This is a genomic window from Proteus sp. G2609 (assembly GCF_963896135.1).
Lineage (GTDB): Bacteria > Pseudomonadota > Gammaproteobacteria > Enterobacterales > Enterobacteriaceae > Proteus > Proteus mirabilis.
This window is the reverse complement of the sequence record NZ_CAWQNB010000003.1, coordinates 76,869-100,501: the sequence shown is the minus strand read 5'-3', so window position 1 is coordinate 100,501 and position 23,633 is coordinate 76,869. Positions and strand designations below refer to the sequence as shown.

The window sequence follows — 23,633 nt, the reverse complement described above, 5'->3', positions numbered from 1 at the left end:
GTGGTTTCTATTTGACCTTCCAGTAAGGGGAGACTTTAGCATTGCTCAATAGTTTATCGATAAATTTATTTACCTAATTATGACAAATATAGAGTAATTGATTTTATTCAAAGGAATACATTATGCAACGTCGTGAATTTTTAAAATTAGGGGCAACATTAAGCGCCGTCACACTATTACCAAGTTGGAGCCGTCTCGCATTCGCCCAAACTAACACGCCTTCACTCGCTATTCCACCTCAAATTAGCCCAGACAAACAACAAAAGATTGTTCTTAATATCCAACAAGGTGTTTCCCAGTTTACTGCTACAGCAAGTACAACTACTTGGGGGTATAACGGTAGCTTATTAGGCCCAGCATTAAAATTAAAACGTGGTGAACCTGTTACTATTGAGATCAATAACACGCTACCAGAGACTACAACGGTGCATTGGCATGGTCTTGAGATAAGTGGTGAACAAGATGGAGGTCCTCAAGCGACTATCGCACCGGGTAAATCACGAACAGTAACTTTTACGCCAGATCAAGCGGAGTCGACATGTTGGTTTCATCCCCATACTCATGGGATCACCGGAAAACAGGTGGCAATGGGGTTAGGGGGATTAGTGATCATCGAGGATGACGAAACGGCCAAGCGAAAGTTACCTCACCGCTGGGGAGTGGATGATTTACCGGTTATTTTACAAGACAAACGCTTAGACAGTAACGGTCAAATTGACTATCAACTTGATGTGATGAGTGCTGCAGTAGGTTGGTTTGGCGACATGATGCTCACTAATGGTGCGATTCAACCGCAACACATTGTACCAAAAGGTTGGATTAGATTACGTTTCCTCAATGGTTGTAATGCACGTAGTCTTAATTTAGCCACCAGTGATGGCCGACCAATGTATGTAATTGCTAGCGATGGTGGGTTATTAGCGGAACCAGTCAAAGTGACAGAACTCCCTATTTTAATGGGGGAGCGTTTTGAAGTACTGGTTGATACCTCAGATGGACGTGATTTCGATATTGTCACTTTACCTGTCCGACAAATGGGGATGGTATTAGCGCCATTTGATAATGTATTACCTGTATTACGTCTACTGCCTTCAGCAGAAAAAGCGGTGGGTATTTTACCTGATCAATTAGCCTTAATTCCTGCATTACCATCACTAAGTCATATTGCGACACGTTCATTACATTTACGTATGGATATGCGTTTAGATATGCAAGGTATGATGGCGCTAACGGAGCGTTACGGTGATAAAGCGTTAGCGGGAATTCACCACGGTATGAGTCATATGCGTCAGGGCAATGGAAATGGCATGATGGGGGGCGGCATGAATTGTGGTCATGGCTCTGCGGATGTTGATATTTATAATGCAAATAGCATCAATGGGATCCCATTCTCAATGACCGAACCTGCATTTGATGTTAAACAAGGGGTTTATGAACGCTGGTTGGTTTCTGGTCGTGGCGACATGATGTTACATCCATTCCATGTTCACGGAACACAGTTTCGTATTTTATCGGAAAATGGTCGTAAACCTGAAAAACATCGCCAAGGTTGGAAAGATATTGTCAGAGTGGAAGGGCAAATTAGCGAGATCCTTGTAAAATTTGACCATTTAGCGACAAAGGAACACCCATTTATGGCTCACTGTCACTTATTAGAACATGAAGATACAGGAATGATGGCGGGCTTTACGGTGAGTCGATAATTTTTACTGTAATAAGTAACAAAATTAGCGATAAAAGTTTGCAAAGGGAGTAAAGCTAATATTTTATTCCCTTATTTTCCTTCATTGACAACGTCGCATGATGATAGAAATTCTGGTACAATCGGTTGCTTTCCCCGTTAACCCAATCGAAATAAATCATGAAACATATTGTTGATGTCATGATCTCTGAAGAAGAGATCAAACAGCGTATTGCTGAATTAGGTCGTGAAATCACAGAACATTATCGTTCTCGTCAAGAAAAACACGATTTGGTCTTAATTGGCTTATTAAAAGGCTCTTTTATTTTTATGGCGGATTTATGTCGTGAAATTGAAGTGCCACATGAAGTCGATTTTATGACAGTATCAAGTTACGGTAATGGAATGACGTCAACAAGAGACGTTAAAATCATTAAAGATCTTGATGAAGACATTCGTGGTAAAGATGTTCTGATTGTTGAAGATATTATTGACTCAGGTAATACTTTAAACCGTGTTAAAGAGATTTTAAGTTTACGTGAGCCTGCCTCTATTGCTATCTGTACGCTACTTGATAAGCCATCACGTCGTGAAGTGGATGTGCCAGTAGAGTGGATTGGCTACTCTATTGAAGATAAGTTTGTTATAGGTTACGGCATTGATTATGCACAACGTTATCGTCACCTACCTTATATTGGTCACGTAACGCTACTAGATGAATAATCTTGTTGATTTATATCGTATATTAAAAAACCCGCTTTGGCGGGTTTAATATTAGAAAATCAACGTGGATGGCTTAATTTTGCAATAGCTTGGCGATAAGAGAGTTCTAGTTTTTCACGACTGTCTGAGGTGATATCTAAATCGTGTAATTCACCATTGTTTAAACCGTAAACCCAACCGTGGATCATCACTTTTTGTCCACGTTTCCATGCGGCTTGCATAATAGTTGAGTGACCAAGGTTATAAACTTGTTCTATCACGTTAAGTTCACAGAGTAAATTTAATCTATCTTGTGGTGCGAGTTCACCTAACATGGAGCTATGTTTATACCAGATATCACGGATATGCAGTAACCAGTTATTAATTAAGCCCAGTTCAGTCCCTTCAATAGCAGCTTCAATACCACCACAGCCATAATGACCGCAAACAATAATATGTTCAACTTGTAGGACATCAACGGCATATTGAATAACAGAAAGACAGTTTAAGTCGGTGTGGATCACAAGGTTTGCCACATTGCGGTGTACAAATAAATCACCAGGGGCGGCATTAATTAATTTTTCAGCGGGGACGCGGCTGTCTGAACAACCAATCCATAAGAAATGAGGTTTTTGGCCTTTACTCAGCTCTTTAAAAAATTGCGGGTTTTCTTCTGTAACAGAACCTGACCATTGTTTATTGTTGGCTAACAGTTCTTCAATTTTTCTCATCATGATGTGACTGCCTGTAAATTCAGTTTCCCACCATTTGCGCTGACAGTAGGCCAACACGAAATAGCTTTAATGTTATTGTTGGATGTTTAAGCTCAATAAAGAAAGGGTATTTTTATACCATTACTTTTGAATGAATCAGAAGGCTTTTTTTGAGCCAAGTGACAGTTAATTGCTTGTCTATTTTCGCTTTCAAATAAGATAGAACTTTTTACAGTATTTGTTTAATGAATTTATCAACACATTATTTGATGTAAATCAAATGTGTGAAAAGATAACTGATTGTTAACTCGATTATTCTTATTTTGAATAATCGAGAGTAATTATTTTTTTATAAAAAATATTAATGTTTTTTAGACTGGCGAATGATGAGGATAAAAACTGTTAACAGTATCTGTTCATTTTTTTATTGATAAATTATTTGAGGTAATAAAGAGCATGATAATATCTATCAGTCAGATTGAGTAATAAGGCCAATAAATTTATTGCTATAAAACAGGCTAAATAATAACATTTAGTTATTATTGGCTTTTTATTGAGATTAATACTGGAAAATAGCTACAATTAATCGTCATTTTTATTGATTAGTAATTGCAGTGTTCGCTCTGCTGATCATTAAAATAGTTAAATAAAATTTATTTATCTGTTTGAGGCATTATCTGTAAAACGGTTTATTTACGTCTTATTTTTCTCTAGAATATCTTATTCCATTTTGATCCTATTGAACTAAGCCCATTTTCTATATCTATCCTGATTTGCACTCAGGGGAGTAAGGCTTAGTTGAATAGCTATTTCTGATTTCAGCTCAGTCAATGCTGAATAATGCAGTTGATAAAAGGTAATTTCCACTTATGACTTATGCATTGGAGTTAACCGAGTTAACGAAAACTTACCATAATGGTGTCAAAGCGCTTAAAGGAATTAATTTAACCGTAGAAGCGGGGGATTTTTATGCGCTATTAGGCCCTAATGGTGCAGGAAAATCGACCACCATAGGGATTATCAGCTCTTTGGTGAATAAGAGCAGTGGTAAAGTCAAAGTATTTGGCTATGACACTGATACCGATATGGTTAATGCTAAAAGACAACTCGGATTAGTGCCACAAGAATTCAATTTCAACCCTTTTGAAACCGTATTACAAATTGTCCTTAATCAGGCTGGCTACTATGGTGTACCACGTAAAGTGGCATTAGAGCGTGCAAAAACATATTTAACCCAATTAGATTTATGGGAGAAAAAAGATGATAGAGCACGTTTCTTATCTGGGGGAATGAAACGGCGTTTAATGATTGCTCGTGCATTAATGCATGAGCCTAAATTGCTGATCCTCGATGAGCCAACGGCGGGAGTAGATATTGAATTACGTCGTTCAATGTGGACGTTTTTACAACATTTAAATGCACAGGGCACCACTATTATATTAACCACACATTATCTTGAAGAAGCAGAAATGCTGTGTCGGAATATTGGTATTATTCAGCGTGGTGAACTGGTTGAAAACACCAGTATGAAAGGTTTATTAAGTAAATTAGAGTCTGAAACCTTTATTTTGGACTTAGCAGCAAAAAGTCCGTTACCTGAATTACAAAATTACCAGTATCGTTTAGTCGATACATCAACACTAGAAGTTGATGTGAAAAGAGAGCAAGGATTGAATGGGGTTTTTGCTCAGCTCAATGCACAAGGTATTCAAGTTTTGAGTATGCGTAATAAAGCTAACCGCCTTGAAGAGTTATTTGTGCATTTAGTTAATGAAGATCATACAGAAACAGAAAAAGGAGAGAGGGAATGATTCAGTTGTATTGGGTAGCCCTCAAGACGATTTGGATTAAAGAAGTGACCCGTTTTGGCCGTATCTGGGTACAAACTTTAATTCCTCCTGTTATCACGATGTCGCTATATTTTGTTATTTTCGGTAACTTAATTGGTAAGCGTATTGGTGATATGGGCGGTGTTGATTATATGCAGTTTATTGTTCCCGGCTTGATTATGATGGCGGTGATCACAAACTCATATGCTAATGTCTCCTCTTCATTTTTTGGCGCTAAATTCCAACGTAGTATTGAAGAATTATTAGTATCGCCAGTACCGACCCATGTTGTTATTGCCGGATTTGTGGGGGGTGGTGTCGCCCGTGGTATTTGTGTTGGGATATTGGTCACTCTGGTTTCACTATTTTTTGTACCACTAGAGATACACTCTTGGACAATGGTTGTGGTGACATTATTAATGACCTCGATTGTTTTTTCTCTCGCAGGATTGTTGAATGCCATTTTTGCGAAAACCTTTGATGATATTAGTATTATCCCCACCTTTGTTTTAACGCCATTAACTTATTTAGGTGGTGTGTTTTATTCACTCTCCTTATTACCAGCATTTTGGCAAGGTGTTTCTAAATTAAACCCGATTGTTTATATGATAAGCGGTTTCCGTTATGGTTTTTTAGGGATCACTGATGTGTCATTAACGGTGACAATCACGGTACTATGCCTGTTTATTGCCGTGTTTTATATCGTAGCCTGGTACTTAATTGAAAAAGGTCGCGGTTTAAGAAGCTAATCTACAGATTAGTGTTTAAGGTAATAAAAATTAAAATCGGTGTCTGCAACAACAGATGCCGATTTTTTTTAGCTAAATTTCATTCAGTTATGTTAAATTTTATTTAAATTTGTCTTTTGCTATTAACAAGTTTAATTTCTTTGTTTAGTATACTAAACAAATAACTTTGGGATGGTAAAGGATAGAGCATGGCAGTGGCAAGCGAAACAGCAAAAGAACCAACGGTACTTTCTCGTCGTAAATTGTTATGTATTGCCGGAATGGGGTGGACTTTCGATGCAATGGATGTGGGGCTTCTCGCTTTTTTATTAACGGCGTTAAAAGAAGATTGGGGATTAACAGCAGCGCAATTAGGTTGGATTGGCAGTATTAATTCTATCGGTATGGCCGTAGGCGCTTTTGTCTTTGGCATTATGGCCGATAGAAAAGGTCGTAAACCGGTATTTATCTTAACGTTGCTGCTATTTAGCCTTGGTTGCGGTTTAACTGCATTAGCAAGCTCCTTAATGGTGGTATTAATTTTACGCTTTTTTATTGGTATGGGCTTAGGCGGAGAATTACCCGTTGCTTCTACATTGGTGAGTGAAAGTGTTAAAGCCCATGAACGTGGTCGTATTGTTGTTTTATTAGAGAGTTTTTGGGCGGTAGGGTGGTTAATTGCCGCGTTAATAGCGTATTTTATTATTCCTGATTATGGCTGGCGTATGGCTATGTTATTGAGCGCACTACCCGCAGTTTATGCACTCTATTTGCGTTCAAAGTTACCAGAACCCAGTTCCACGCAGTTATTATTACAAAATCGTTTATCTCTTCGCCAATCAATGTCATTGATTTGGTCACCTCAATATCGCCGTTCAACACTGATGTTGTGGGTATTATGGTTTTGTGTGGTGTTCTCTTATTATGGCATTTTTTTATGGCTACCGAGTGTCGCAATGTTAAAAGGCTTTAGTTTAATTAAAAGCTTTCAATATGTGTTGATTATGACACTCGCTCAGTTACCGGGCTATTTTACCGCAGCATGGTTTATTGAACGTTATGGTCGTAAGTTTGTGTTAATCACCTATTTAGCAGGCACAGCGATTAGCGCTTACTATTTTAGCGTAGCCGATTCCACAACCACACTATTAGTATTTGGTATGTTGTTATCATTTTTTAATTTAGGTGCATGGGGGGCATTATATGCCTATACCCCAGAACAATATCCTGATGGTATACGAGCTACAGGCGCTGGAACGGCGACGGCAATAGGCCGTATTGGCGGAATATTAGGGCCACTGATGGTAGGCTATTTAGTGCAATATCAATTTGAAATAAGCACTATTTTTCTTATTTTTAGCCTTTCCATTGTGATAGCGATATTAGCGGTTATGTTATTAGGTAAAGAAACCAAAAATAGACCACTTAATTCTATTTAATCACTTTTTTTATGACTAAAAATACAGAACGTCTCCTTTCTTGTTATATGATAGTTAATAAGTATTTTATAGGAAAAGAGGAATAATTATGTCTCATTATGAGGAAGTGATTAAGCAGGTTGATGAGGCCATTGCCAGTGCTAGCATACAAACGATGAACGAATTGCTGGTGGAATTAGGTAAAGATAACACAATAGCCTTTGCTCAGCGTTATGAACAGCAAGAGCGTCTACGCACGGCTATTTTTCATCATGGTGAAAAACAGCGTTAAGCAATCCTATGATGATAGAATAATCAAAAAGCGTTTATTTCATGTATTTATTCCATAATAATGGATAAACGCTTTTGTTTTAATCTGTTGGTTTAAAAAGTCTTTTTCCCTTCGAGTACTGCTATTCTATTTTCAATCGAAGGATGGGTTGAAAAAAGAGAGTCTCCCTTATTAAAAATAAAGGCTGCTTTGCGATATGCTCGTCCTGTAGAGCCATCTTCAAAATTTTCAGTTTCGTGTTGTGCTGCAATTTTCTTTAGTGCATTGATCATTGATTGATTATCTTGGGTGAGATCAACCGCTGCCGCATCTGCCATATATTCACGTGTCCGCGATAAATAGAAATAGAGCACTTGAGTAATAATGGGTAAAACAACGTTGAGTACAATTAAAATCAATCGTGCTTTACTGGCGGCATCATTACTTTTACCACCACGGTTACCAGAGGCTATATATAAGCGGCTACCAAAGATATTTGTTACCGTTAAAATAACATTTGCTAAAATACCCACATACAGTGTTAAACGGGTATCACCATGAATAATATGGCCTGTTTCATGGGCTAATACGGCTTGTATTTCTTGGCGATTAAGTTGATTTAATAACCCACGAGTGACACCAATAAAGGCATTTTTTTCAGACCAGCCGGCAGCAAAGGCATTGGCTTCTGGTGTATCTAAAATATAAAGCTTAGGGATATAGCCCAAAGTCGCACTTAAACTAAGCTCTTCCACAATATTTAATAATTGTCGCTCTTGGGCATTTAATGGCTCTTCAGGATTAATTAATCGTGCTTTCATGCCCGTCAACATGATTTTATGCCCTTTAAAGTGAACAATAACCAGCAACACAATTGAAATGGCAACAATAATCAATGAAGCAATAGGCAGTGATTGGAATGTCAGAAATGCCAGCATATTATCAATTAAACTTAAATGAGGATTGGCACCTATCGCGCTATCAACTAATAAGCCGATCATTAGCATTAATAGTAAATAGGTGACTATCACAAACCGAGTGCGAATGGCATTTTTTCGCAGTACATTTCTGAAATCCATTTATTATTCTCCAATAATATCTACCGTATTATTTTATGTATAAGCTATGGTGCGTGGTGTTAATCAAAGTTAATACGGCGCGCTTCTTCTGATTTAATCGCTGTTTCATCAAGACGCCAGTATTCTTTATTAATCACGAGACTTGGAAAAATCTTCACAATAAATACCGCAGGGATAGAGGCGATAAACGCACGATATTGCTCTAAGGTACGGTTATAGCCACGTTTAGCAAAAGAGAGTTTATTTTCCGTTGAGACAATCTCTTCTTGTAAATTAGCCATGATAGTATCTGATTTTAGTTCAGGATAGTTTTCAACAGCGACATTAATCGCACCACTTGAAACAATTTTTGATAGCTCATCTTCTGCCGCTTTTGCTTCTTGGTTATTGCTACTTTGTGTTTTGGCTCTTAATTCGGTGATTTTAGTAAAAACATCGGCTTCATGACTAAGATATTTTTTTACTGTAGCTAATAAGCTATCAAACACTTTACCACGACGGTCGAGTTGTACCGATATTTCTGTTTCACTTGAGATAACCGCTTCACGCATAGAGATAATACGGTTGTAATAATAAAAAATAAGACCTAATAACGCGATGGTAATAATTAATCCAGTCATGTGAAGCGCTCTCTTTTCTAATAATAAACAGGGAATTTAGCTAACTCATTGATGTTAATTTTGCCTATTATTATTCAAGATAGCTAGATGATTATTTTATCAAAGAGAAAAAGAATATTGATATGTCACTTAATATCTTAAAAAGAATGTTGTTTGAAGTATAAAAAAGCCCCAAATAAATTTGGGGCAAAATAAATAGGACTTATGTTAGGGAAATTGACATCCTCCACGTCCTTTAGGGCGTGGAGGATGTCAACAAATACGTTTACTGGAAAAGTAAACGTATTTGAAAATAGCAAAAATTAAGTAAATAGTCCTTTAGCTAATATATCGCTTGCTTGTGTGACGCCGGGTAATACGAAGTAATAACCCCCACCAAAAGGTTTTATATAGCGCTCTAACGGTTCACCATTTAAACGCTTTTGCGTATCAATAAAGCCTTTTTTAAGGTTATTCTGAAATGAGACAAAGACAAGCCCCATATCTAATTGCCCTGACGGCGTTAGCCCTAATGAGTAGCTATAACTGCGACGACGCAGTTTGGCGCTATAACGTTCGGGGGTTCTGGGTTCAGCTCGTCTCATATGGGAATCAAAGAGTATCCTGTCGCCATGAGGATCTTGTGCAAATTCAGGTGAGTCCATTTCTTGCTTCATTCCTATCGGCGCGCCTGTTGCACGATGACGGCCAAAGTTATTCTCCTGATCTTCAAGAGGTGTTCTATCCCAAAATTCCAAGGCAAAACGAATAAGTCTCACCGCTTGATAGCTACCTCCTAAGCACCACTGCGGTTCATTTTGTTTATCGGTGATCCACACTAAATCATCCATTAAATGAGTATCAGTGGCAGGGGCATTACCTGTGCCATCTTTAAAACCAAATAAATTAATTGGCGTTTGTTGATTATCAATATCACGAGCAGGTAGAAAACCATCTATTTTCCATCGTGCATGCACTTGCCCAGAAAGATATTTTAAAATATCTCTTAATGCATAAATGATACTTTCTTGACTATTGGCACAAAGCTGAAGTAACAGATCACCGCCACACCATTTAGGATCTAAGCGATCGTTGGGGAAGGGTTTCATTGCTTCAAGGCGTTTGGGTTTATGAGCTTGAAAACCAAACCGATTATCAAAAAAACTATCCCCTAACGCCACTGTGATGGTTAATTCATCAGGATATAATTGGCTACCTAAAATACCGGATCCTGCGGGGGGAAGGTGAGGATTATGACTTTCTTTAAGTTCACGAGATTGTGTTAAAAAAGCAATCCGCTGTGTTAAGGTTCGGAAAATTTTTTCTACTTCCTCAGGGGTTGTTACTGTTAAATCAAGTGCAATAAATGAAGCATGCTTTTGTTCTGGCGTGATAACCCCAGCTTGATGTTTTCCTAAGTAATTAATAGCACGTTGATAACGAAGTGTTGGTGAACACTTGTTTTTTTCGATGGCATTTGCGCCCATACTGGCAAGCAGTAAACTACCGCCTAACCATTTTAACGTTGTACGTTTATGGTGGTTAACGGGGATTGTGAGAAGTGATTTAAACAGAGTTTTATTTTTCACCATATGCTTCTTTATAGTAATAATAGACATCAATATTGAGCACGTTACGTAATTGTGCAACTTGCTCCGCTAATTGTGTTATTTGTGCAAAGAGCACTGCTTTCTCACTATCAGAAAGCGTATCTAAAGGCTGAAATAGTTCTTCATCTCGCTGATATTTTAAAAATAGTTTGCTAATAGTGTCATACTGTTTGCGTAGTGATTGATATTCCTGAAGTGGAATATGGTTAGATAGCGACTCAATGATTAGGCGTGATCCGTATAAATTGGCATACCCATCACCCAGATCACTTTTTGCATATTGATTTTCAATGCCGGCTAATTTGTCGGTTAAAATCAGCTCTAAACTATCACCTGCAGATTGCACTAATTTAGCAATGGGAATATCTTCAATCGCTAAGCGTTTTTTTAGATCACTAATGCCTCTTAACAGTGCTTTGGCTGACTCGGCTGACGATTGCACATCCTCTAATTTAAAGAGTTGATATTCAACCAAATGAAATCCACTAAAACGGGGCGAGTTTTCTCTTTCAAGAAAGAAATCAGCCCGATTATTTAATAGGCGTTCAGTAGCGCCAAACAATGCAATAATCGGGCGGATCACCTCATAGTGATAATGCGCTTGTTGATAGGCGAGTTGGGCATCAGTCAGTTGATTTTTTTCACTGTTAACAATGACATTTTTTAATGCAGTTTCAACGAAGGTCAACTGATCAACAGCTTTCTGCCGGTAGTTAAGAATATTGGTTGTAAATTTTTCAGGAGTGGGAATATCCCCTTTAGCAACAACAATATTTTCACTATCTTGAGTAATGCCTTGAATGATTTTTTTTGCAGAAACAGAAAAAGAGCATAGCGATATCAATAGCAAGATGACAATATGATCACCTTTCAATAGGGCGCTATTTGGCATGGCGATCCCCTTGTTTAAATAACAGTGCGACCACCAACCAAAACACAATAAAAGTAACAACACTTAAACCGATGGGTTGTGAGCGATAAGCAAAGAATGAAACTAAGAAATTACCAAAAATGCTTGAATCATCCAGAATATGGCTAAGATCCCATAGTGGATAAATCAAAAAGTCAGGTAATTCAATATCCATTTCAATAAGTAGATTAGCTATCTCTTCTACTGCTTTTAATAGCAAGGAAACGGCGAGGAAAAGCAGTAAAAATCCGGTAATAACAAAGAATTTACGCCAAGAAATCATTTTTGATGTTAGCAAAAATAACCATAGAGTTAGTCCAGCTATCAATAGGCCAATGAATACTTCAATCAAGAAAGGCAACGCGGTTTGTGCTGTGAGAGCCATAATATGGCTTGATAGGAAAACAACCACTTCGCTACCTTCTCTCGCAATGGCAATGGCGATGATCAGTAAAATCCCCCAGACACTTTGTTGTTGCGTTTTTTGTGTCAATTCGTTTTCGATATTGGCTTTTAGTGATTTACCTTGTTTGTTCATCCAATAGACCATCTGAACAATTAATAGGCAGGCAATAATTTCCATCATAACCATAAACAGAGATTGCCAGATATCTTCTAAGGAGCTAAATACCCCATAAATGCTAAGAGCTAAAAGAATAGAGAGTAATATTCCTACTATTACTCCCCCCCAGAGATATTTCATACCTTGTTTAGGGGTAGGAGAGCGTTTTATCCATGCATAAATGATCCCTACCACCAGCAGAGCTTCAAAACTTTCTCGCCAAACAACAAATAGAACTTGTCCCATATTTATTCAGCCTTTTCAGTCGCAACGATTTCACCTTGAGGGTGAGACAGATGAAAATCATCAAAGAAGGTGTAACGTCCAGGTTTTAGAGGCGCAATCACAACGACAGAACTTGCCCCAGGCGCTAATACTTTTTCTTTACGTAATTGAGTGCTTTCAAATTCAACGGGGCTACTACCGGTATTGCGAATTTTGATCCGTATAGGAGTTTTAGCAGGAACATTTAAAACTCGAGGGATCAGTTCCCCCTCTTTCATTTCTAATTCAACGGTGTATTTTTCTGCGGCTAAAGTAGAGCTTGCTATCATTAATAGCAGTAATAGCGTGTATTGATAGAGATGTTTAATCATTGAAATTTCACTTAACAAAACAGAGGAGATAGCCCTATACACAGGGCTATCAATAATTAAGCTAATTAGTAACTGCCTTTACGACCAGTACCGCTATAGTTAAAATCCCATGACACTTCAAAAGGCTCGAACCAAGCGGCTACCCCCGTCTCTTTGTCGATATGACGACCAAAAACGACATCTTTATTGTAAGAAGGCGGGTAAATTTTATAGGTAACGTTATATTGGCCGTTGCCATCTAATTTTAGGTTTTCACCATAATGAGGACCATCACTGGCGACCATGGCCATAAAAGTTCCCTGCTGTTTTTTCTCCGGTGCATCTAATTTAGTCACGGTATATTCAACAGTGAGATAAGGGATCCAATCACCTTCAGCAAAACCATTCGGATTATCTTCAACAGCATGAATATCTGCTTCTAAATGGATATCAGCTTTATCAGCAGGTAGGTGCTTCATTGCATGATGGCCTTCCTCTGTGTCCATCGTGATAGGTTGTAGATAGACACCTTGAATTTCCATGCCATTTTTAATGATTGGTTGACCTACGGGATACTCAAGAGCGAAGACAGAAGTGGGAATTAATGATAACAACGTGAGAGCACGCACATAACGAGAGTTCATGTTTAATCCTTATGTATTGAATGATAATTGTTATTATTCTTATTAAGATTAACATGATTTGTAGCAAAAATAGCAGAAACTTATGTAAGAAAAATATCGTTTAATTTGAAGTGGGAAAGGATAAAAATAAGATTAACTAACTCTTTTTTAAAAGAAAAAATTTTGTTATTAAGAAATGACAGATAAATATACTCAATAGGTTTGCTTTTTAATACTAAGTAAAATCATAGTGTTAAAGAGAATAGATGGAAATCTTATTAACTATCTGACAAAGATAAGCAATCACTGATTTCCATATTAGATCATTAAATTTGACTCTGTGCGCTCCAAAATAGCTTAGATTGGGTGACAGCGCTTGAAGAAGCGATAGGATCTTCATTAAGCGGTGAAGGAAGAAAAGCGGTTGGTGTAACATTTAATTCTTTAGCAATAAGGAAGAGCATATCAACATCAATTTTACATAGCCCATTCTCATAGCGTGAAAATTGCTGTTGGCTAACGCCGACTCTTTCAGCCACTGCTTTAGCGGATAAACGCAAGTGTTGGCGCTGTTGGCGAATTTTATGTCCAATAATTTGAGAAATAGGATAAACTTTTGACATTGGTGACCTCTTTCCTCCTATCAACTACTGATAATATTTCATTAAATATCAATGTTTTTTAAGCTGAATTTTAACGAGCTCAAGCTCTCCTACTTGAATGAGTCAAATTCATACTTTTTGTTATCGGTTAGTTGAGTAAATTATTTATAGTCACAAAATTATTATTGATAATTAATTTTTTATCCTATGTTAAAAAAAATTACTTTGGCAGAATGAAAAACGGCATTTTTTTGATAGAGAGTGCTATATATTGTATAAACGCAATTTTTCTACTTATATAGACTCGCATTTATGATTGAGAAGGAGTAAATAAGAAAGGAGAATAACAAATGATAAACACCTCTTTGACTGATTACACTCAAAAATAGGCGTTATATATTATTTATAACAGACTATTTTTGAGTTTTTTTGTCAGGTCAAATCCGCAATCAGCTTTATGTCATCGAATCAACTCGATTATTTTTACTTTATCTAAATTGATAAATTTACATTCACATCAGATAGACGATAGCGTTAAGATGGTTACTTATAATACATGGTGATTATAAGTATTACAGAGTCATTATCTAATTATCGTCAAGGTCGAGATTATGAATGTAAAAGAGATCATTCGTCATGAACCATTTGGAACATTACTCGGTTATGCACCTGGTGGTGTTGCGATTTACTCTTCAGATTACAGCAGTATAGATAAAGAAGATTATGCCGCCAATGATTCATTCCGTAGTTATATTGGTAATGAGTATATGGGGCATAAGTGGCAATGTGTTGAATTTGCACGCCGTTTTCTCTATTTACATTACGGGGTTGTTTTTACTGATGTGGGAATGGCCTATGAGATCTTCTCGTTACGTTTCTTACGAAGAACGATTGATGACGATATTTTACCCTTGCAAGCTTTTGCAAATGGCAGCAAACAGCCACCGACGGTAGGAGCGTTGCTTATTTGGCAAGAAGGGGGAGAGTTTAAAGTCACCGGTCATGTGGCGGTTATTACCGAAGTATTAGAAGATAAAATCCGTATTGCAGAACAAAATGTGATCCACACTAGGTTACCGCGAGGTCAACAATGGACACGAGAGTTACCACTTAAAGTGAGTGATAATGGCTATTTTATCGAAGATACCTTTGATAATACCACCTTGCTAGGTTGGATGATCCAAACAGAACCTAATGCCTACAGTTTACCTCAACCTAAAGTTGCTCCTGAATTGTTAGCTATTCATGAGGCCAAATTAGCCAACAAGGGGCAATTTGCTGGAAAATGGCTAGATGAAAGCGATCCGTTAGAAAAAGCCTATGTGCTAGCACAGCACGGTCATACGATTAATCAAGACAGCTATGAATATTTCACCATTTCAGAAAGTGCTGAGCATGAACTTATACGTGCTAGCAATGAAATGCATTTGATGTATCTGCATGCAACGGAAAAAGTGCTGAAAGACGATAATTTACTGCGTTTATTTGCGATCCCTGAAGTGTTATGGCCCCGTATCCGCCTATCATGGCAAAATAGACGTCATCAAATGATCACTGGACGGTTAGATTTTTGTATGGATGAGCGCGGTATCAAGGTGTATGAATATAACGCTGATTCTGCATCTTGCCATACTGAAGCCGGATTAATTATTGAAAAATGGGCTAAACAGGGTGGCATTAAAGCAGGTTATAACCCGGGTGAACGTCTATTAGATGCGTTATCAGATGCATGGAAACACAGTGATGCGAAGCCATTTGTACATATTCTTCAAGATGATGATAATGAAGAAGATTATCATGCTCGATTTATGCAACAAGCGCTGACTAAAGCCGGTTATAGCAGCAAAATTCTGCGTGGATTAAAAGAGCTGCATTGGAATAGTCGTGGTCAGTTAATTGATGGTGATAAACGTATTGTTGAATGTGTGTGGAAAACATGGGCTTGGGAAACCGCGTTAGATCAACTAAGAGAAGAGAGTGAACAACAGTCACTTATTCCTATTCGTATTGGTGATCCGGCGGGAGAAGTTCGTTTAGTTGATGTCCTTTTACGCCCTGAAATCACGGTTTTTGAACCTCTTTGGACACTTATTCCAAGTAATAAAGCGATATTACCTATTTTATGGCAACTTTTCCCAGATAATCCTTATCTACTTGATACTGAGTTCACTTTAACCCCACGTTTGTCGCAGAGTGGTTATGCGGTTAAACCTATTGCTGGGCGCTGTGGTAGTAATATTGGTTTAGTTGATCACCAAGAAAATGTATTAGGTGAAACCAGTGGTCAATTCGAACATCAAGAAAATATTTATCAAGAATTATGGTGTTTACCAAAAGTGTCTAACCGATATATTCAGGTTTGTACCTTTACGGTAGATGGACATTATGGTGGTTGTTGCTTACGCTCTGATCCGACATTAGTGATAAAAAAAGACAGTGATATTGAGCCATTAATTGTCCTTGAAGATAAACACTTTTTAGCGGATTAATTTCATCACCATCATTTTAATGAGTAAGAGATCGGTTTAGATTAAATCGATCTCTTTGTTATTTTGTCAGATCACATCCCTTGTAAGATCTGTTTTTTCAGCCATTGAATAAAAAGCTGTACTTTAGCGTTACTCTTTTCATCGCGGGTAACCAGATAATAGCGTTGTGCACAAAAAAACTCACAATTATCAAAAGGGACTATTAATTCATTATTTGCGAGTTGTTTTTGAATTAAGCGTTTACGCCCCATTGCGACACCGGAATGATTAACGGCAGCAATAACAGCTAAATCGGAGCGATCAAAACAAATATTACTTTTATTTGGAAATAATCCTAATCCCATATATTCACTCCAAGCGCGCCATTCATCAAAATCAGAGTTATTACTCCAAGCTTGTCTATCATGTAACAAAGTACAATTAGCAAGATGATGGATATTACCTACTAATTCATGGCGAGCAGCATATTCAGGGCTACAAACAGGAATAATTGATTCTGAGATTAAATCTTCACAATAGAGATTTTTCAGGTGTTTATCATCGAAATAGATAGCGAGATCGATACCATAACCACGAAAATTAATATCGTCATTGCCAGTAAGTAAGTTTAATTCAATAGAAGGATAGCGTTGAGTAAAATCAGAAATACGAGGTACAAGCCAACATTGCGCAATGGAAGGGCGAGAATACACCGTTAATACGCCAGATATTTCTTGATTATAGATATCTAAAATCTCTTGATTAATATCTTCAAGTGTTTTTTTCAATGCCCAATAAATACGTTCACCTTCTTCGGTTAATTCAATACGCCGATGAAAGCGATTAAATAGCTTTATCCCTAATTCTTTCTCTAGTGTATTAATACGATGGCTGATCGCGCTAGGCGTCAAGGACAATTCCTCTGCGGCTAAAGCGAATGATAAATGCCGTCCTGTTGCTTCAAAAGTGTGAAGTCGTGCTAATTGATAACTGGATAAGCGCTTATTTCTCAAAATCACGTTAGAAGATCCAAACATTTTTTATTCTCATTTAATTATTATTAGTAACGTAAGGTAATAATCAAGTTAATGTTAAGGTGAAAGATAGCCAAGATGAAATCTAAATGATAAATATTTGTGCATCTGATCACCTATTTGGCTTAATTGAATTCATCTTAGTATCTATTTTCATCATTTGTAAGTATCGAATGATTAATATTCAATATGTTTAACAATAAATAAAAATTAGGGATTGATCTATGGAACCGACACTATGGGTACTAGGTACTCTGATTATAAGTATCTTGCTCATTGTTTTTACTATAATAAAACTTAAGTTTCATCCATTTTTAGCACTACTACTTGCCAGTTTTTTTGTCGGTATGGCAATGAAAATGAACCCATTAGAAATGGTCAGTGCAATTGAAAATGGGATTGGGGGAACGCTGGGATTTTTAGCCGCCATTATTGGTTTGGGTACTATTCTCGGTAAAATGATGGAAATATCGGGGGCGGCAGAGCGCATCGGTATCACCTTACAAAAATGCCGTTGGTTATCACCGGATGTTATTATGGTATTGGTGGGACTGATTTGTGGTATTACCCTGTTTGTTGAAGTAGGGGTGGTGCTACTTATTCCATTAGCATTCTCTATTGCTAAAAAAACAAACACCTCATTATTAAAACTCGCCATCCCTTTATGTACTGCATTAATGGCCGTGCATTGTATTGTTCCTCCACACCCTGCAGCGCTTTTTGTCACTAATGAGTTAGGGGCCGATATGGGAACGGTGATCGTTGCCGGTCTTGCTGTTGGATTATTAGCCTCATTAGTAGGCGGGCCTCTTTTCTTAAAAGTATTGGGTGAGCGCTTACCTTTTAAAACCGTACCAGAAGCATTTTCTGATATGGAAATTCGTCAAGAAAAAGATTTACCTTCACTTGGGGCGACATTATTTACGGTTTTATTACCTATTGTTCTGATGCTGATTAAGACCGCCGCAGAGCTTAATATGGAAAAAGGCACTTCGGTTTATATTGCATTACAATTTATTGGTAACCCGATTACTGCAATGTTTATTGCTGCTTTTGTTGCTTACTATATTTTAGGTATTCGCCGTAATATGGGCATGAGTACCCTATTGAAAAAAACAGAAGATAGTTTTAGCTCTATTGCCAATATTTTGTTAATTATTGGTGCTGGGGGCGCATTTAACGGCATTTTAAAAGGGAGTGGTTTAAGCGATTCATTGGCGGTGATCCTCTCTAATTTGGATATGCATCCTATTTTATTAGCTTGGCTAGTAGCGATTATTCTGCATGCAGCAGTAGGATCAGCAACGGTTGCTATGATGGGTGCGACCGCTATCGTTGCACCATTAATGCCAATGTATCCAGATATTAGCCCTGAAATTATTACATTGGCAATTGGCTCTGGGGCTATTGGCTGTACGATTGTCACTGACTCCCTATTTTGGTTAGTAAAACAGTATTGTAATGCCACATTAAGCGAAACTTTCCGTTTTTATAGTATCGCGACCTTTATTGCTTCATTTGTGGCATTAGGGGGCACTTTTATGCTTTCTTTTGTCATATAAAAGAGAATGACGATGACCACGATAGATATAAATAAATTAAAAAATGATTATCCACTGGTACGTGATTTAGTGGATTTAAAAGAGGTGGTTTGGTTTAACCCCAATGTTACCTCAACTGACCAGGGACTTCCTTATGTAGGTTTAACGCAAAATGATGTGATGGATGCACAGGCAAGATTACAACGTTTTGCACCTTATTTAATGAAAGCCTTTCCAGAAACCGCATCAACTGAGGGGATCATCGAATCAGCCGTTGTGGATATCCCTCAAATGAAAGAGGCACTAGAAAAGCGCTATAACACCCTTATTGAGGGACAATTGCGTTTGAAAAAGGATAGCCACTTACCTATTTCTGGTTCAATTAAAGCGCGCGGGGGGATTTATGAAGTGCTCACTCATGCTGAAAAATTAGCCATAGAGGCCGGGCTTCTGACCACAGAGGATAATTATGAAAAATTATTTTCTGATGAATTCCGCAAATTTTTTAGCCAATACAGTATTGCCGTCGGCTCCACGGGTAACTTAGGAATGTCGATTGGCATTATGAGTGCAAAACTGGGCTTTAGCGTTAGTGTTCATATGTCTGCGGATGCTCGTCAATGGAAAAAAGACAAGCTACGCGCTCATGGTGTTAATGTTGTGGAATATGAGCAAGATTACAGTATTGCAGTTGAACAAGGACGTAAAGAGGCAGAAAAAAATCCTCGTTGTTTCTTTATTGATGATGAAAATTCAAAAACATTATTCTTGGGTTATGCCGTCGCTGGATTGCGTTTAAAACATCAATTTGAAACGCTTAATATTCCGGTCGATAGTGAACATCCTCTGTTTGTCTATCTGCCATGTGGTGTAGGTGGAGGGCCTGGTGGTGTCGCTTTTGGGTTAAAACTGGCATTTGGTGATGCAGTACATTGTCTATTTGCTGAGCCAACTCATTCTCCTTGTATGTTACTTGGGGTCTATACCCAGTTACATGATGGTATTTCTGTTCAAGAAGTGGGTATCGACAATATTACTGCAGCTGACGGTTTGGCGGTAGGTAGAGCCTCTGGCTTTGTTGGACGGGCAATGGAGCGTTTGATTGATGGCTATTACACCATTGATGATCAAGAGTTATATAACTTATTGAGCTTGTTAAACAAAGAAGAAGGGATCCAGTTAGAGCCTTCCGCTTTAGCAGGAATGACAGGGGCTATTCATGTTTCTCAAGCTAAAGATTATCTACAAGGTTTATCACTTGATAGTCAAAAAATGCACAATGCGACGCATTTAGTATGGGCGACGGGGGGCGGTATGGTGCCAACTGATGAAATGCAAAAATATCTTGCGCAAGGGGAATAGCAACCATATAACAATAAAACAAATAATAACATTATAAAACAAAAGGATAAGATTATAAGCTTATCTGTAATATCACTTCTGTATTTACACCAGGATGTCACATCAGGGGAAGATGCTGTAGTTTATAACGATAAAAAAAGAGGCACCCATTGGGTGCCTCACTCACTAAAATAAAAGCCATTATTCCAAGATAAACATTCCATAAGGATGGATTTGTAGATAATAGCTATCACCTTCATTAGGTTGAAGTTGGGTTGCATTCACTTGTAATAACAATGTTTGATTTTGCCATGCAACAGTCACCTCATATTGTGGTCCCATATAGGCGACATGGATTATTGTACATTGCTGACAAGCTTCACCTTGTTGAGATAAGGTAATAGCTTCAGGTCTGACACCCACTCTAATTTCGGTTTTGTTGCTGTTAAAGTTCTCGGGGCGAGGTAAGCGATAATTAAAAATATCAACATAATCAGCCCCTAGAGTAGCAGGGAAGAGATTGGCATCTCCCATAAAACTTGCCATAAACTCAGAGGCCGGTTGGCGATATAAAGTTTGTGGTGAACCTAATTGCATTATTTTGCCTTTATTCATCACTAACACCATATCGGAAACGGCAAAAGCTTCACTTTGGTCATGGGTAACATACAGGGAGGTGATATTAAACTGTTGTTGTAATTCACGAATTTTCTCCCTCATGCTACGGCGCAAGTTAGCATCCAGATTACTTAATGGCTCATCAAATAACAGCACTTTGGGTTTTAAGATCAAAGCACGAGCTAATGCCACTCGTTGTTGCTGACCGCCTGAAATCTGATCGACAAAACGATCTTCAAATCCTGCTAAATCTACCAAGGCTAGAGCCTCTGCCACTCGCTGTTTGATCTCTGCCTTTGGGCGACCTAACATTTTTAAGCCATAACCAATGTTGTCACCTAAGGACATATGAGGGAACAGGGCGTAAGACTGAAACACCATACAAATATCACGTTGTTGGATTGAGCGATCAGTAACATCTTCACCATCAATAAAAATTTTACCTTCTGTTGGTTTTTCTAATCCAGCTACTAAGCGTAGTACTGTCGTTTTACCGCAACCTGATGGCCCCAATAACGAAACCATTTTTCCTTGAGGAATAGATAAACTGAGAGTGTCAATTACCGTGTTTGTACCAAAACGCTTAACAATATTTTTCAGTTCAACGAAATGTGATTGTGTCATGATTTATACTCCGTATTACTGTGCATTTTTGGCTTTAGAGCGTGAAACACGGGCTTCGCCAATCAAATAGTCAAATAAGAAAATAATAGCCAACATCACGATGATTAAAATCGAGCCATAGGCAATTGCGACGCCGTATTCACCATCCTCAACACGATTTAAAATATAAGCGGTAGCAACGCGAGTTTCAGGGGTGACTAAGAATACAATCGCACTGACGGTGGTTATCGCGCGGACAAAACTATAAATTAAAGCGGATAAAATCGCGGGGCGTAATAAAGGCAATAGCACATACAAAATAGTTCGCATTGAATTTGCTCTTAAACTTAATGACGCCTCATCCAACGATTTATCGATTTGCCCTAATCCTGCAATACCTGCTCGTATTCCCACGGGTACGTTACGCATGGTCATTGAGATAATCACAATGGCTGCCGTTCCTGTTAAATAAAACGGCGAATCATTAAATGCCAAGATATAAGAGACACCCGCAACAGTACCGGGAACGGCAAAACAGAGCATAGTCGTAAATTCGATACTCTTTTTACCTTTAAAATCTTGGCGCACGACAATATAGGCGATCAAAAGCCCTAAAATAGCGGTAATAGGTGCTGCGATACCCGCATAAAGTAAGGTATCAAGTAATGATGGCCATGCGCCGTCGCTCATCCCTTGACCAAATAATTTAATAAAGTTATCAAAGGTTAAGGTGTAATCCACTCCCCAGTTAACCGTAAAGCTACCGTAGAAAATGCTGCCATAGAGTAAGATATTAAAGATAACCCAAATACCCAACACGCTAGTGACAAAGGTTACTAAGGAGGTGGGTAATGGTTGAACATCACCACGATAGGATTTACCTGACACCGTGACATATGAGCGTTTGCCAATCCACATATATTGAATGCAGAACACTAATAATGAGAATACCAACAGTGAAGCACCTAACGTACTTGCTGCTTGGTAATCAAGTTGAGAGCCGGTGATATAGAAATAAATTTGAGTGGCAATCACGTCAAAGTTGCCACCTAGCACCAATGGGTTACTAAAATCAGCCAATGATTGCACTATAACGATCAAAAAGGCATTGGCTAATGCTGGTTTTAGTAACGGCATAAAAACATGAAAGAATGTTTGGTAGCGATTAGCTCTAAGGGTATAAGAAGCCTCTTCTAATGACGGATGGATAGTTTTAATTGCACCATCTAAGATCATAAAAGACATAGGGGTAAAGGCAAGTACTTGTGCAAGCCAAATTCCCGTAAAGCCATATAACCAGTTGGTATTTTCTAAACCTGCATAAGTTGCCAAAAATTCAGTGATATAACCTGAACGTCCCATCATCAAGGTCACACCTAAACCCACAACAAAAGGGGGAGTGACAATAGGTAAAATAGAAAATACTCGACCAATAATCGCTGATCTTACTGCAATACGTGATGTATAAATGGCGAGGATCAAACCAAAAAAAGTACAGCCAATACCAACTGCGATAGACAGTAAGATTGAATTGATCATCACCTGAACAATATGGGCTTGGCTGAGAATGGCAATAAATTCAAAGGGGGCAAAATTGCCAGCACTATCTTGAAACATCGGAATAAAGATAGCGACACTTGGAAAGATAATAAAAACACCGATTAAGGCGACAACTGTGATTAATGAGCCAATCACAAAGCTATCACCCCCTAACCACTCTAAGCGTGTTAAAGCATGCTTGGCTATCATTCCTAATGAAATAAATAGCACGATAACCGAATAACCCAGACCACGACCTTCCATCGTTGCGGTAACAATAGTGATAAAGGCGCAGAAAAAGGCAAAACTTGCATCAAAATAATGGCGAATACGATTTTCTCGCCCTACAGGATGTAAAGGACGAATTAATAGTATGCTGGGAAGTAAAAACCAGAGCAGACTGATATTTAAGTTACTCCAGCCATAAGAGGTAAGTAATTCATCTGCGGTAGAATCAAATAGACCATAATCAAGGCTCCATGAAGGCATTAATATAAATGCCATCCATGCAATCAGGATCCATAAAAATATGGGATCCCACCTCTTTTTTTCAGACAAAGTGAGTGTGTGAGACATAAATCCCCCGA

21 protein-coding genes are annotated in these 23,633 nt (G+C 38.1%); 9 read left to right on the top strand and 12 right to left on the bottom strand.

From position 1 onward, the window contains the following. Nucleotides 1–122: 122 nt before the first annotated feature. Together cueO and hpt are read left to right on the top strand one after the other, a co-directional pair. Nucleotides 123–1,703, top strand: a complete 1,581-nt coding sequence (cueO, locus tag AACV01_RS00860) for a multicopper oxidase CueO (RefSeq protein WP_004245040.1) — start codon at nt 123–125, stop codon at nt 1,701–1,703. A gap of 158 nt (nt 1,704–1,861) precedes the next feature. Further along, entirely contained in the window at nt 1,862–2,404 is a 543-nt protein-coding gene (gene hpt, locus AACV01_RS00855) for a hypoxanthine phosphoribosyltransferase (RefSeq protein WP_004245039.1), read from the top strand. 59 nt (nt 2,405–2,463) lie between these two features. Here the strand turns inward: hpt and can are convergent, their stop codons facing one another. Beyond that, nucleotides 2,464–3,117: a carbonate dehydratase gene (gene can, locus AACV01_RS00850; RefSeq protein ID WP_020945227.1), complete on the bottom strand. Its 654-nt coding sequence runs from the start codon at nt 3,115–3,117 to the stop codon at nt 2,464–2,466. A gap of 848 nt (nt 3,118–3,965) precedes the next feature. Here can and AACV01_RS00845 point away from each other — a divergent pair. The 4 genes from AACV01_RS00845 to AACV01_RS00830 all read left to right on the top strand — a co-directional run bounded on the left by AACV01_RS00845 (nt 3,966) and on the right by AACV01_RS00830 (nt 7,363). Next, complete coding sequence (locus tag AACV01_RS00845) at nt 3,966–4,907, top strand: ABC transporter ATP-binding protein (RefSeq protein ID WP_004245037.1); 942 nt, start codon at nt 3,966–3,968, stop codon at nt 4,905–4,907. Next, a complete protein-coding gene (locus AACV01_RS00840) occupies nt 4,904–5,674 on the top strand; it encodes an ABC transporter permease (RefSeq protein ID WP_004245036.1) in 771 nt (256 codons plus the stop codon). Before AACV01_RS00845 ends, AACV01_RS00840 begins: the two co-directional genes overlap by 4 nt. A 188-nt stretch (nt 5,675–5,862) precedes the next feature. After that, on the top strand, nt 5,863–7,092 hold the full coding sequence (locus AACV01_RS00835) for an MFS transporter (protein WP_161682301.1): 1,230 nt from the start codon (nt 5,863–5,865) through the stop codon (nt 7,090–7,092). Between the two features lie 88 nt (nt 7,093–7,180). Then, a complete protein-coding gene (locus AACV01_RS00830; RefSeq protein ID WP_004245034.1) occupies nt 7,181–7,363 on the top strand; it encodes a DUF2526 family protein in 183 nt (60 codons plus the stop codon). A gap of 92 nt (nt 7,364–7,455) precedes the next feature. Here the strand turns inward: AACV01_RS00830 and htpX are convergent, their stop codons facing one another. From htpX to AACV01_RS00790, 8 genes are all read right to left on the bottom strand, one after another. Continuing rightward, nucleotides 7,456–8,421 (bottom strand): zinc metalloprotease HtpX, encoded by a 966-nt coding sequence (gene htpX / locus AACV01_RS00825; protein WP_161682299.1) that lies wholly within the window; start codon nt 8,419–8,421, stop codon nt 7,456–7,458. Between the two features lie 59 nt (nt 8,422–8,480). Continuing rightward, nucleotides 8,481–9,041, bottom strand: a complete 561-nt coding sequence (locus tag AACV01_RS00820) for a LemA family protein (RefSeq protein ID WP_004245032.1) — start codon at nt 9,039–9,041, stop codon at nt 8,481–8,483. Between the two features lie 302 nt (nt 9,042–9,343). Further along, nucleotides 9,344–10,612 (bottom strand): iron uptake transporter deferrochelatase/peroxidase subunit, encoded by a 1,269-nt coding sequence (gene efeB / locus AACV01_RS00815; protein WP_036932362.1) that lies wholly within the window; start codon nt 10,610–10,612, stop codon nt 9,344–9,346. Next, nucleotides 10,599–11,522 (bottom strand): EfeM/EfeO family lipoprotein, encoded by a 924-nt coding sequence (locus AACV01_RS00810; RefSeq protein ID WP_036972075.1) that lies wholly within the window; start codon nt 11,520–11,522, stop codon nt 10,599–10,601. The genes efeB and AACV01_RS00810 overlap by 14 nt, the downstream gene beginning before the upstream one ends. Further along, nucleotides 11,512–12,348 (bottom strand): FTR1 family iron permease, encoded by an 837-nt coding sequence (locus AACV01_RS00805; protein WP_036908341.1) that lies wholly within the window; start codon nt 12,346–12,348, stop codon nt 11,512–11,514. Before AACV01_RS00805 ends, AACV01_RS00810 begins: the two co-directional genes overlap by 11 nt. 2 nt (nt 12,349–12,350) lie before the next feature. Beyond that, nucleotides 12,351–12,698, bottom strand: a complete 348-nt coding sequence (locus tag AACV01_RS00800; protein ID WP_004245024.1) for a cupredoxin domain-containing protein — start codon at nt 12,696–12,698, stop codon at nt 12,351–12,353. A gap of 65 nt (nt 12,699–12,763) precedes the next feature. Further along, nucleotides 12,764–13,321, bottom strand: coding sequence for an iron transporter (locus AACV01_RS00795; RefSeq protein ID WP_004245023.1), 558 nt, complete (start codon nt 13,319–13,321; stop codon nt 12,764–12,766). Between the two features lie 305 nt (nt 13,322–13,626). Beyond that, nucleotides 13,627–13,923 carry a helix-turn-helix domain-containing protein gene (locus AACV01_RS00790; protein WP_004245017.1) on the bottom strand — a complete coding sequence of 99 codons (297 nt, stop codon included), beginning with the start codon at nt 13,921–13,923 and terminating at the stop codon, nt 13,627–13,629. Nucleotides 13,924–14,513: 590 nt separating this feature from the next. Between AACV01_RS00790 and gss the strand changes: the two genes are divergently transcribed. Further along, nucleotides 14,514–16,391, top strand: a complete 1,878-nt coding sequence (gss, locus tag AACV01_RS00785; protein WP_012367498.1) for a bifunctional glutathionylspermidine amidase/synthase — start codon at nt 14,514–14,516, stop codon at nt 16,389–16,391. Between the two features lie 71 nt (nt 16,392–16,462). Here gss and dsdC read toward each other — a convergent pair whose 3' ends face one another. Then, the gene (gene dsdC / locus AACV01_RS00780; protein ID WP_004245015.1) at nt 16,463–17,407 is read right to left on the bottom strand and encodes a DNA-binding transcriptional regulator DsdC; all 945 of its coding nucleotides are present in this window, start codon (nt 17,405–17,407) and stop codon (nt 16,463–16,465) included. Nucleotides 17,408–17,628: 221 nt separating this feature from the next. Here dsdC and dsdX point away from each other — a divergent pair, with 221 nt between their 5' ends. Together dsdX and AACV01_RS00770 are read left to right on the top strand one after the other, a co-directional pair. Beyond that, entirely contained in the window at nt 17,629–18,966 is a 1,338-nt protein-coding gene (gene dsdX / locus AACV01_RS00775; RefSeq protein WP_004245014.1) for a D-serine transporter DsdX, read from the top strand. Nucleotides 18,967–18,978: 12 nt separating this feature from the next. Next, on the top strand, nt 18,979–20,307 hold the full coding sequence (locus tag AACV01_RS00770; protein ID WP_004252512.1) for a D-serine ammonia-lyase: 1,329 nt from the start codon (nt 18,979–18,981) through the stop codon (nt 20,305–20,307). A 180-nt stretch (nt 20,308–20,487) separates the two neighbouring features. Here the strand turns inward: AACV01_RS00770 and fbpC are convergent, their stop codons facing one another. Together fbpC and AACV01_RS00760 are read right to left on the bottom strand one after the other, a co-directional pair. Beyond that, nucleotides 20,488–21,528, bottom strand: coding sequence for a ferric ABC transporter ATP-binding protein (gene fbpC / locus AACV01_RS00765; protein ID WP_004245012.1), 1,041 nt, complete (start codon nt 21,526–21,528; stop codon nt 20,488–20,490). Nucleotides 21,529–21,543: 15 nt separating this feature from the next. Further along, nucleotides 21,544–23,622, bottom strand: coding sequence for an ABC transporter permease (locus tag AACV01_RS00760; RefSeq protein ID WP_110229789.1), 2,079 nt, complete (start codon nt 23,620–23,622; stop codon nt 21,544–21,546). Between the last annotated feature and the right edge of the window lie 11 nt (nt 23,623–23,633).

Coding starts and splice junctions, on each gene's coding strand:
- efeB (WP_036932362.1), bottom strand. CDS start 10,612: ATGGTGAAAAATAAAACTCTGTTTAAATCACTTCTCACAATCCCCGTT.
- AACV01_RS00840 (WP_004245036.1), top strand. CDS start 4,904: ATGATTCAGTTGTATTGGGTAGCCCTCAAGACGATTTGGATTAAAGAA.
- dsdC (WP_004245015.1), bottom strand. CDS start 17,407: ATGTTTGGATCTTCTAACGTGATTTTGAGAAATAAGCGCTTATCCAGT.
- AACV01_RS00795 (WP_004245023.1), bottom strand. CDS start 13,321: ATGAACTCTCGTTATGTGCGTGCTCTCACGTTGTTATCATTAATTCCC.
- AACV01_RS00770 (WP_004252512.1), top strand. CDS start 18,979: ATGACCACGATAGATATAAATAAATTAAAAAATGATTATCCACTGGTA.
- cueO (WP_004245040.1), top strand. CDS start 123: ATGCAACGTCGTGAATTTTTAAAATTAGGGGCAACATTAAGCGCCGTC.
- AACV01_RS00835 (WP_161682301.1), top strand. CDS start 5,863: ATGGCAGTGGCAAGCGAAACAGCAAAAGAACCAACGGTACTTTCTCGT.
- can (WP_020945227.1), bottom strand. CDS start 3,117: ATGATGAGAAAAATTGAAGAACTGTTAGCCAACAATAAACAATGGTCA.
- AACV01_RS00800 (WP_004245024.1), bottom strand. CDS start 12,698: ATGATTAAACATCTCTATCAATACACGCTATTACTGCTATTAATGATA.
- AACV01_RS00845 (WP_004245037.1), top strand. CDS start 3,966: ATGACTTATGCATTGGAGTTAACCGAGTTAACGAAAACTTACCATAAT.
- AACV01_RS00830 (WP_004245034.1), top strand. CDS start 7,181: ATGTCTCATTATGAGGAAGTGATTAAGCAGGTTGATGAGGCCATTGCC.
- dsdX (WP_004245014.1), top strand. CDS start 17,629: ATGGAACCGACACTATGGGTACTAGGTACTCTGATTATAAGTATCTTG.
- AACV01_RS00820 (WP_004245032.1), bottom strand. CDS start 9,041: ATGACTGGATTAATTATTACCATCGCGTTATTAGGTCTTATTTTTTAT.
- AACV01_RS00790 (WP_004245017.1), bottom strand. CDS start 13,923: ATGTCAAAAGTTTATCCTATTTCTCAAATTATTGGACATAAAATTCGC.
- gss (WP_012367498.1), top strand. CDS start 14,514: ATGAATGTAAAAGAGATCATTCGTCATGAACCATTTGGAACATTACTC.
- htpX (WP_161682299.1), bottom strand. CDS start 8,421: ATGGATTTCAGAAATGTACTGCGAAAAAATGCCATTCGCACTCGGTTT.
- AACV01_RS00810 (WP_036972075.1), bottom strand. CDS start 11,522: ATGCCAAATAGCGCCCTATTGAAAGGTGATCATATTGTCATCTTGCTA.
- hpt (WP_004245039.1), top strand. CDS start 1,862: ATGAAACATATTGTTGATGTCATGATCTCTGAAGAAGAGATCAAACAG.
- fbpC (WP_004245012.1), bottom strand. CDS start 21,528: ATGACACAATCACATTTCGTTGAACTGAAAAATATTGTTAAGCGTTTT.
- AACV01_RS00760 (WP_110229789.1), bottom strand. CDS start 23,622: ATGTCTCACACACTCACTTTGTCTGAAAAAAAGAGGTGGGATCCCATA.
- AACV01_RS00805 (WP_036908341.1), bottom strand. CDS start 12,348: ATGGGACAAGTTCTATTTGTTGTTTGGCGAGAAAGTTTTGAAGCTCTG.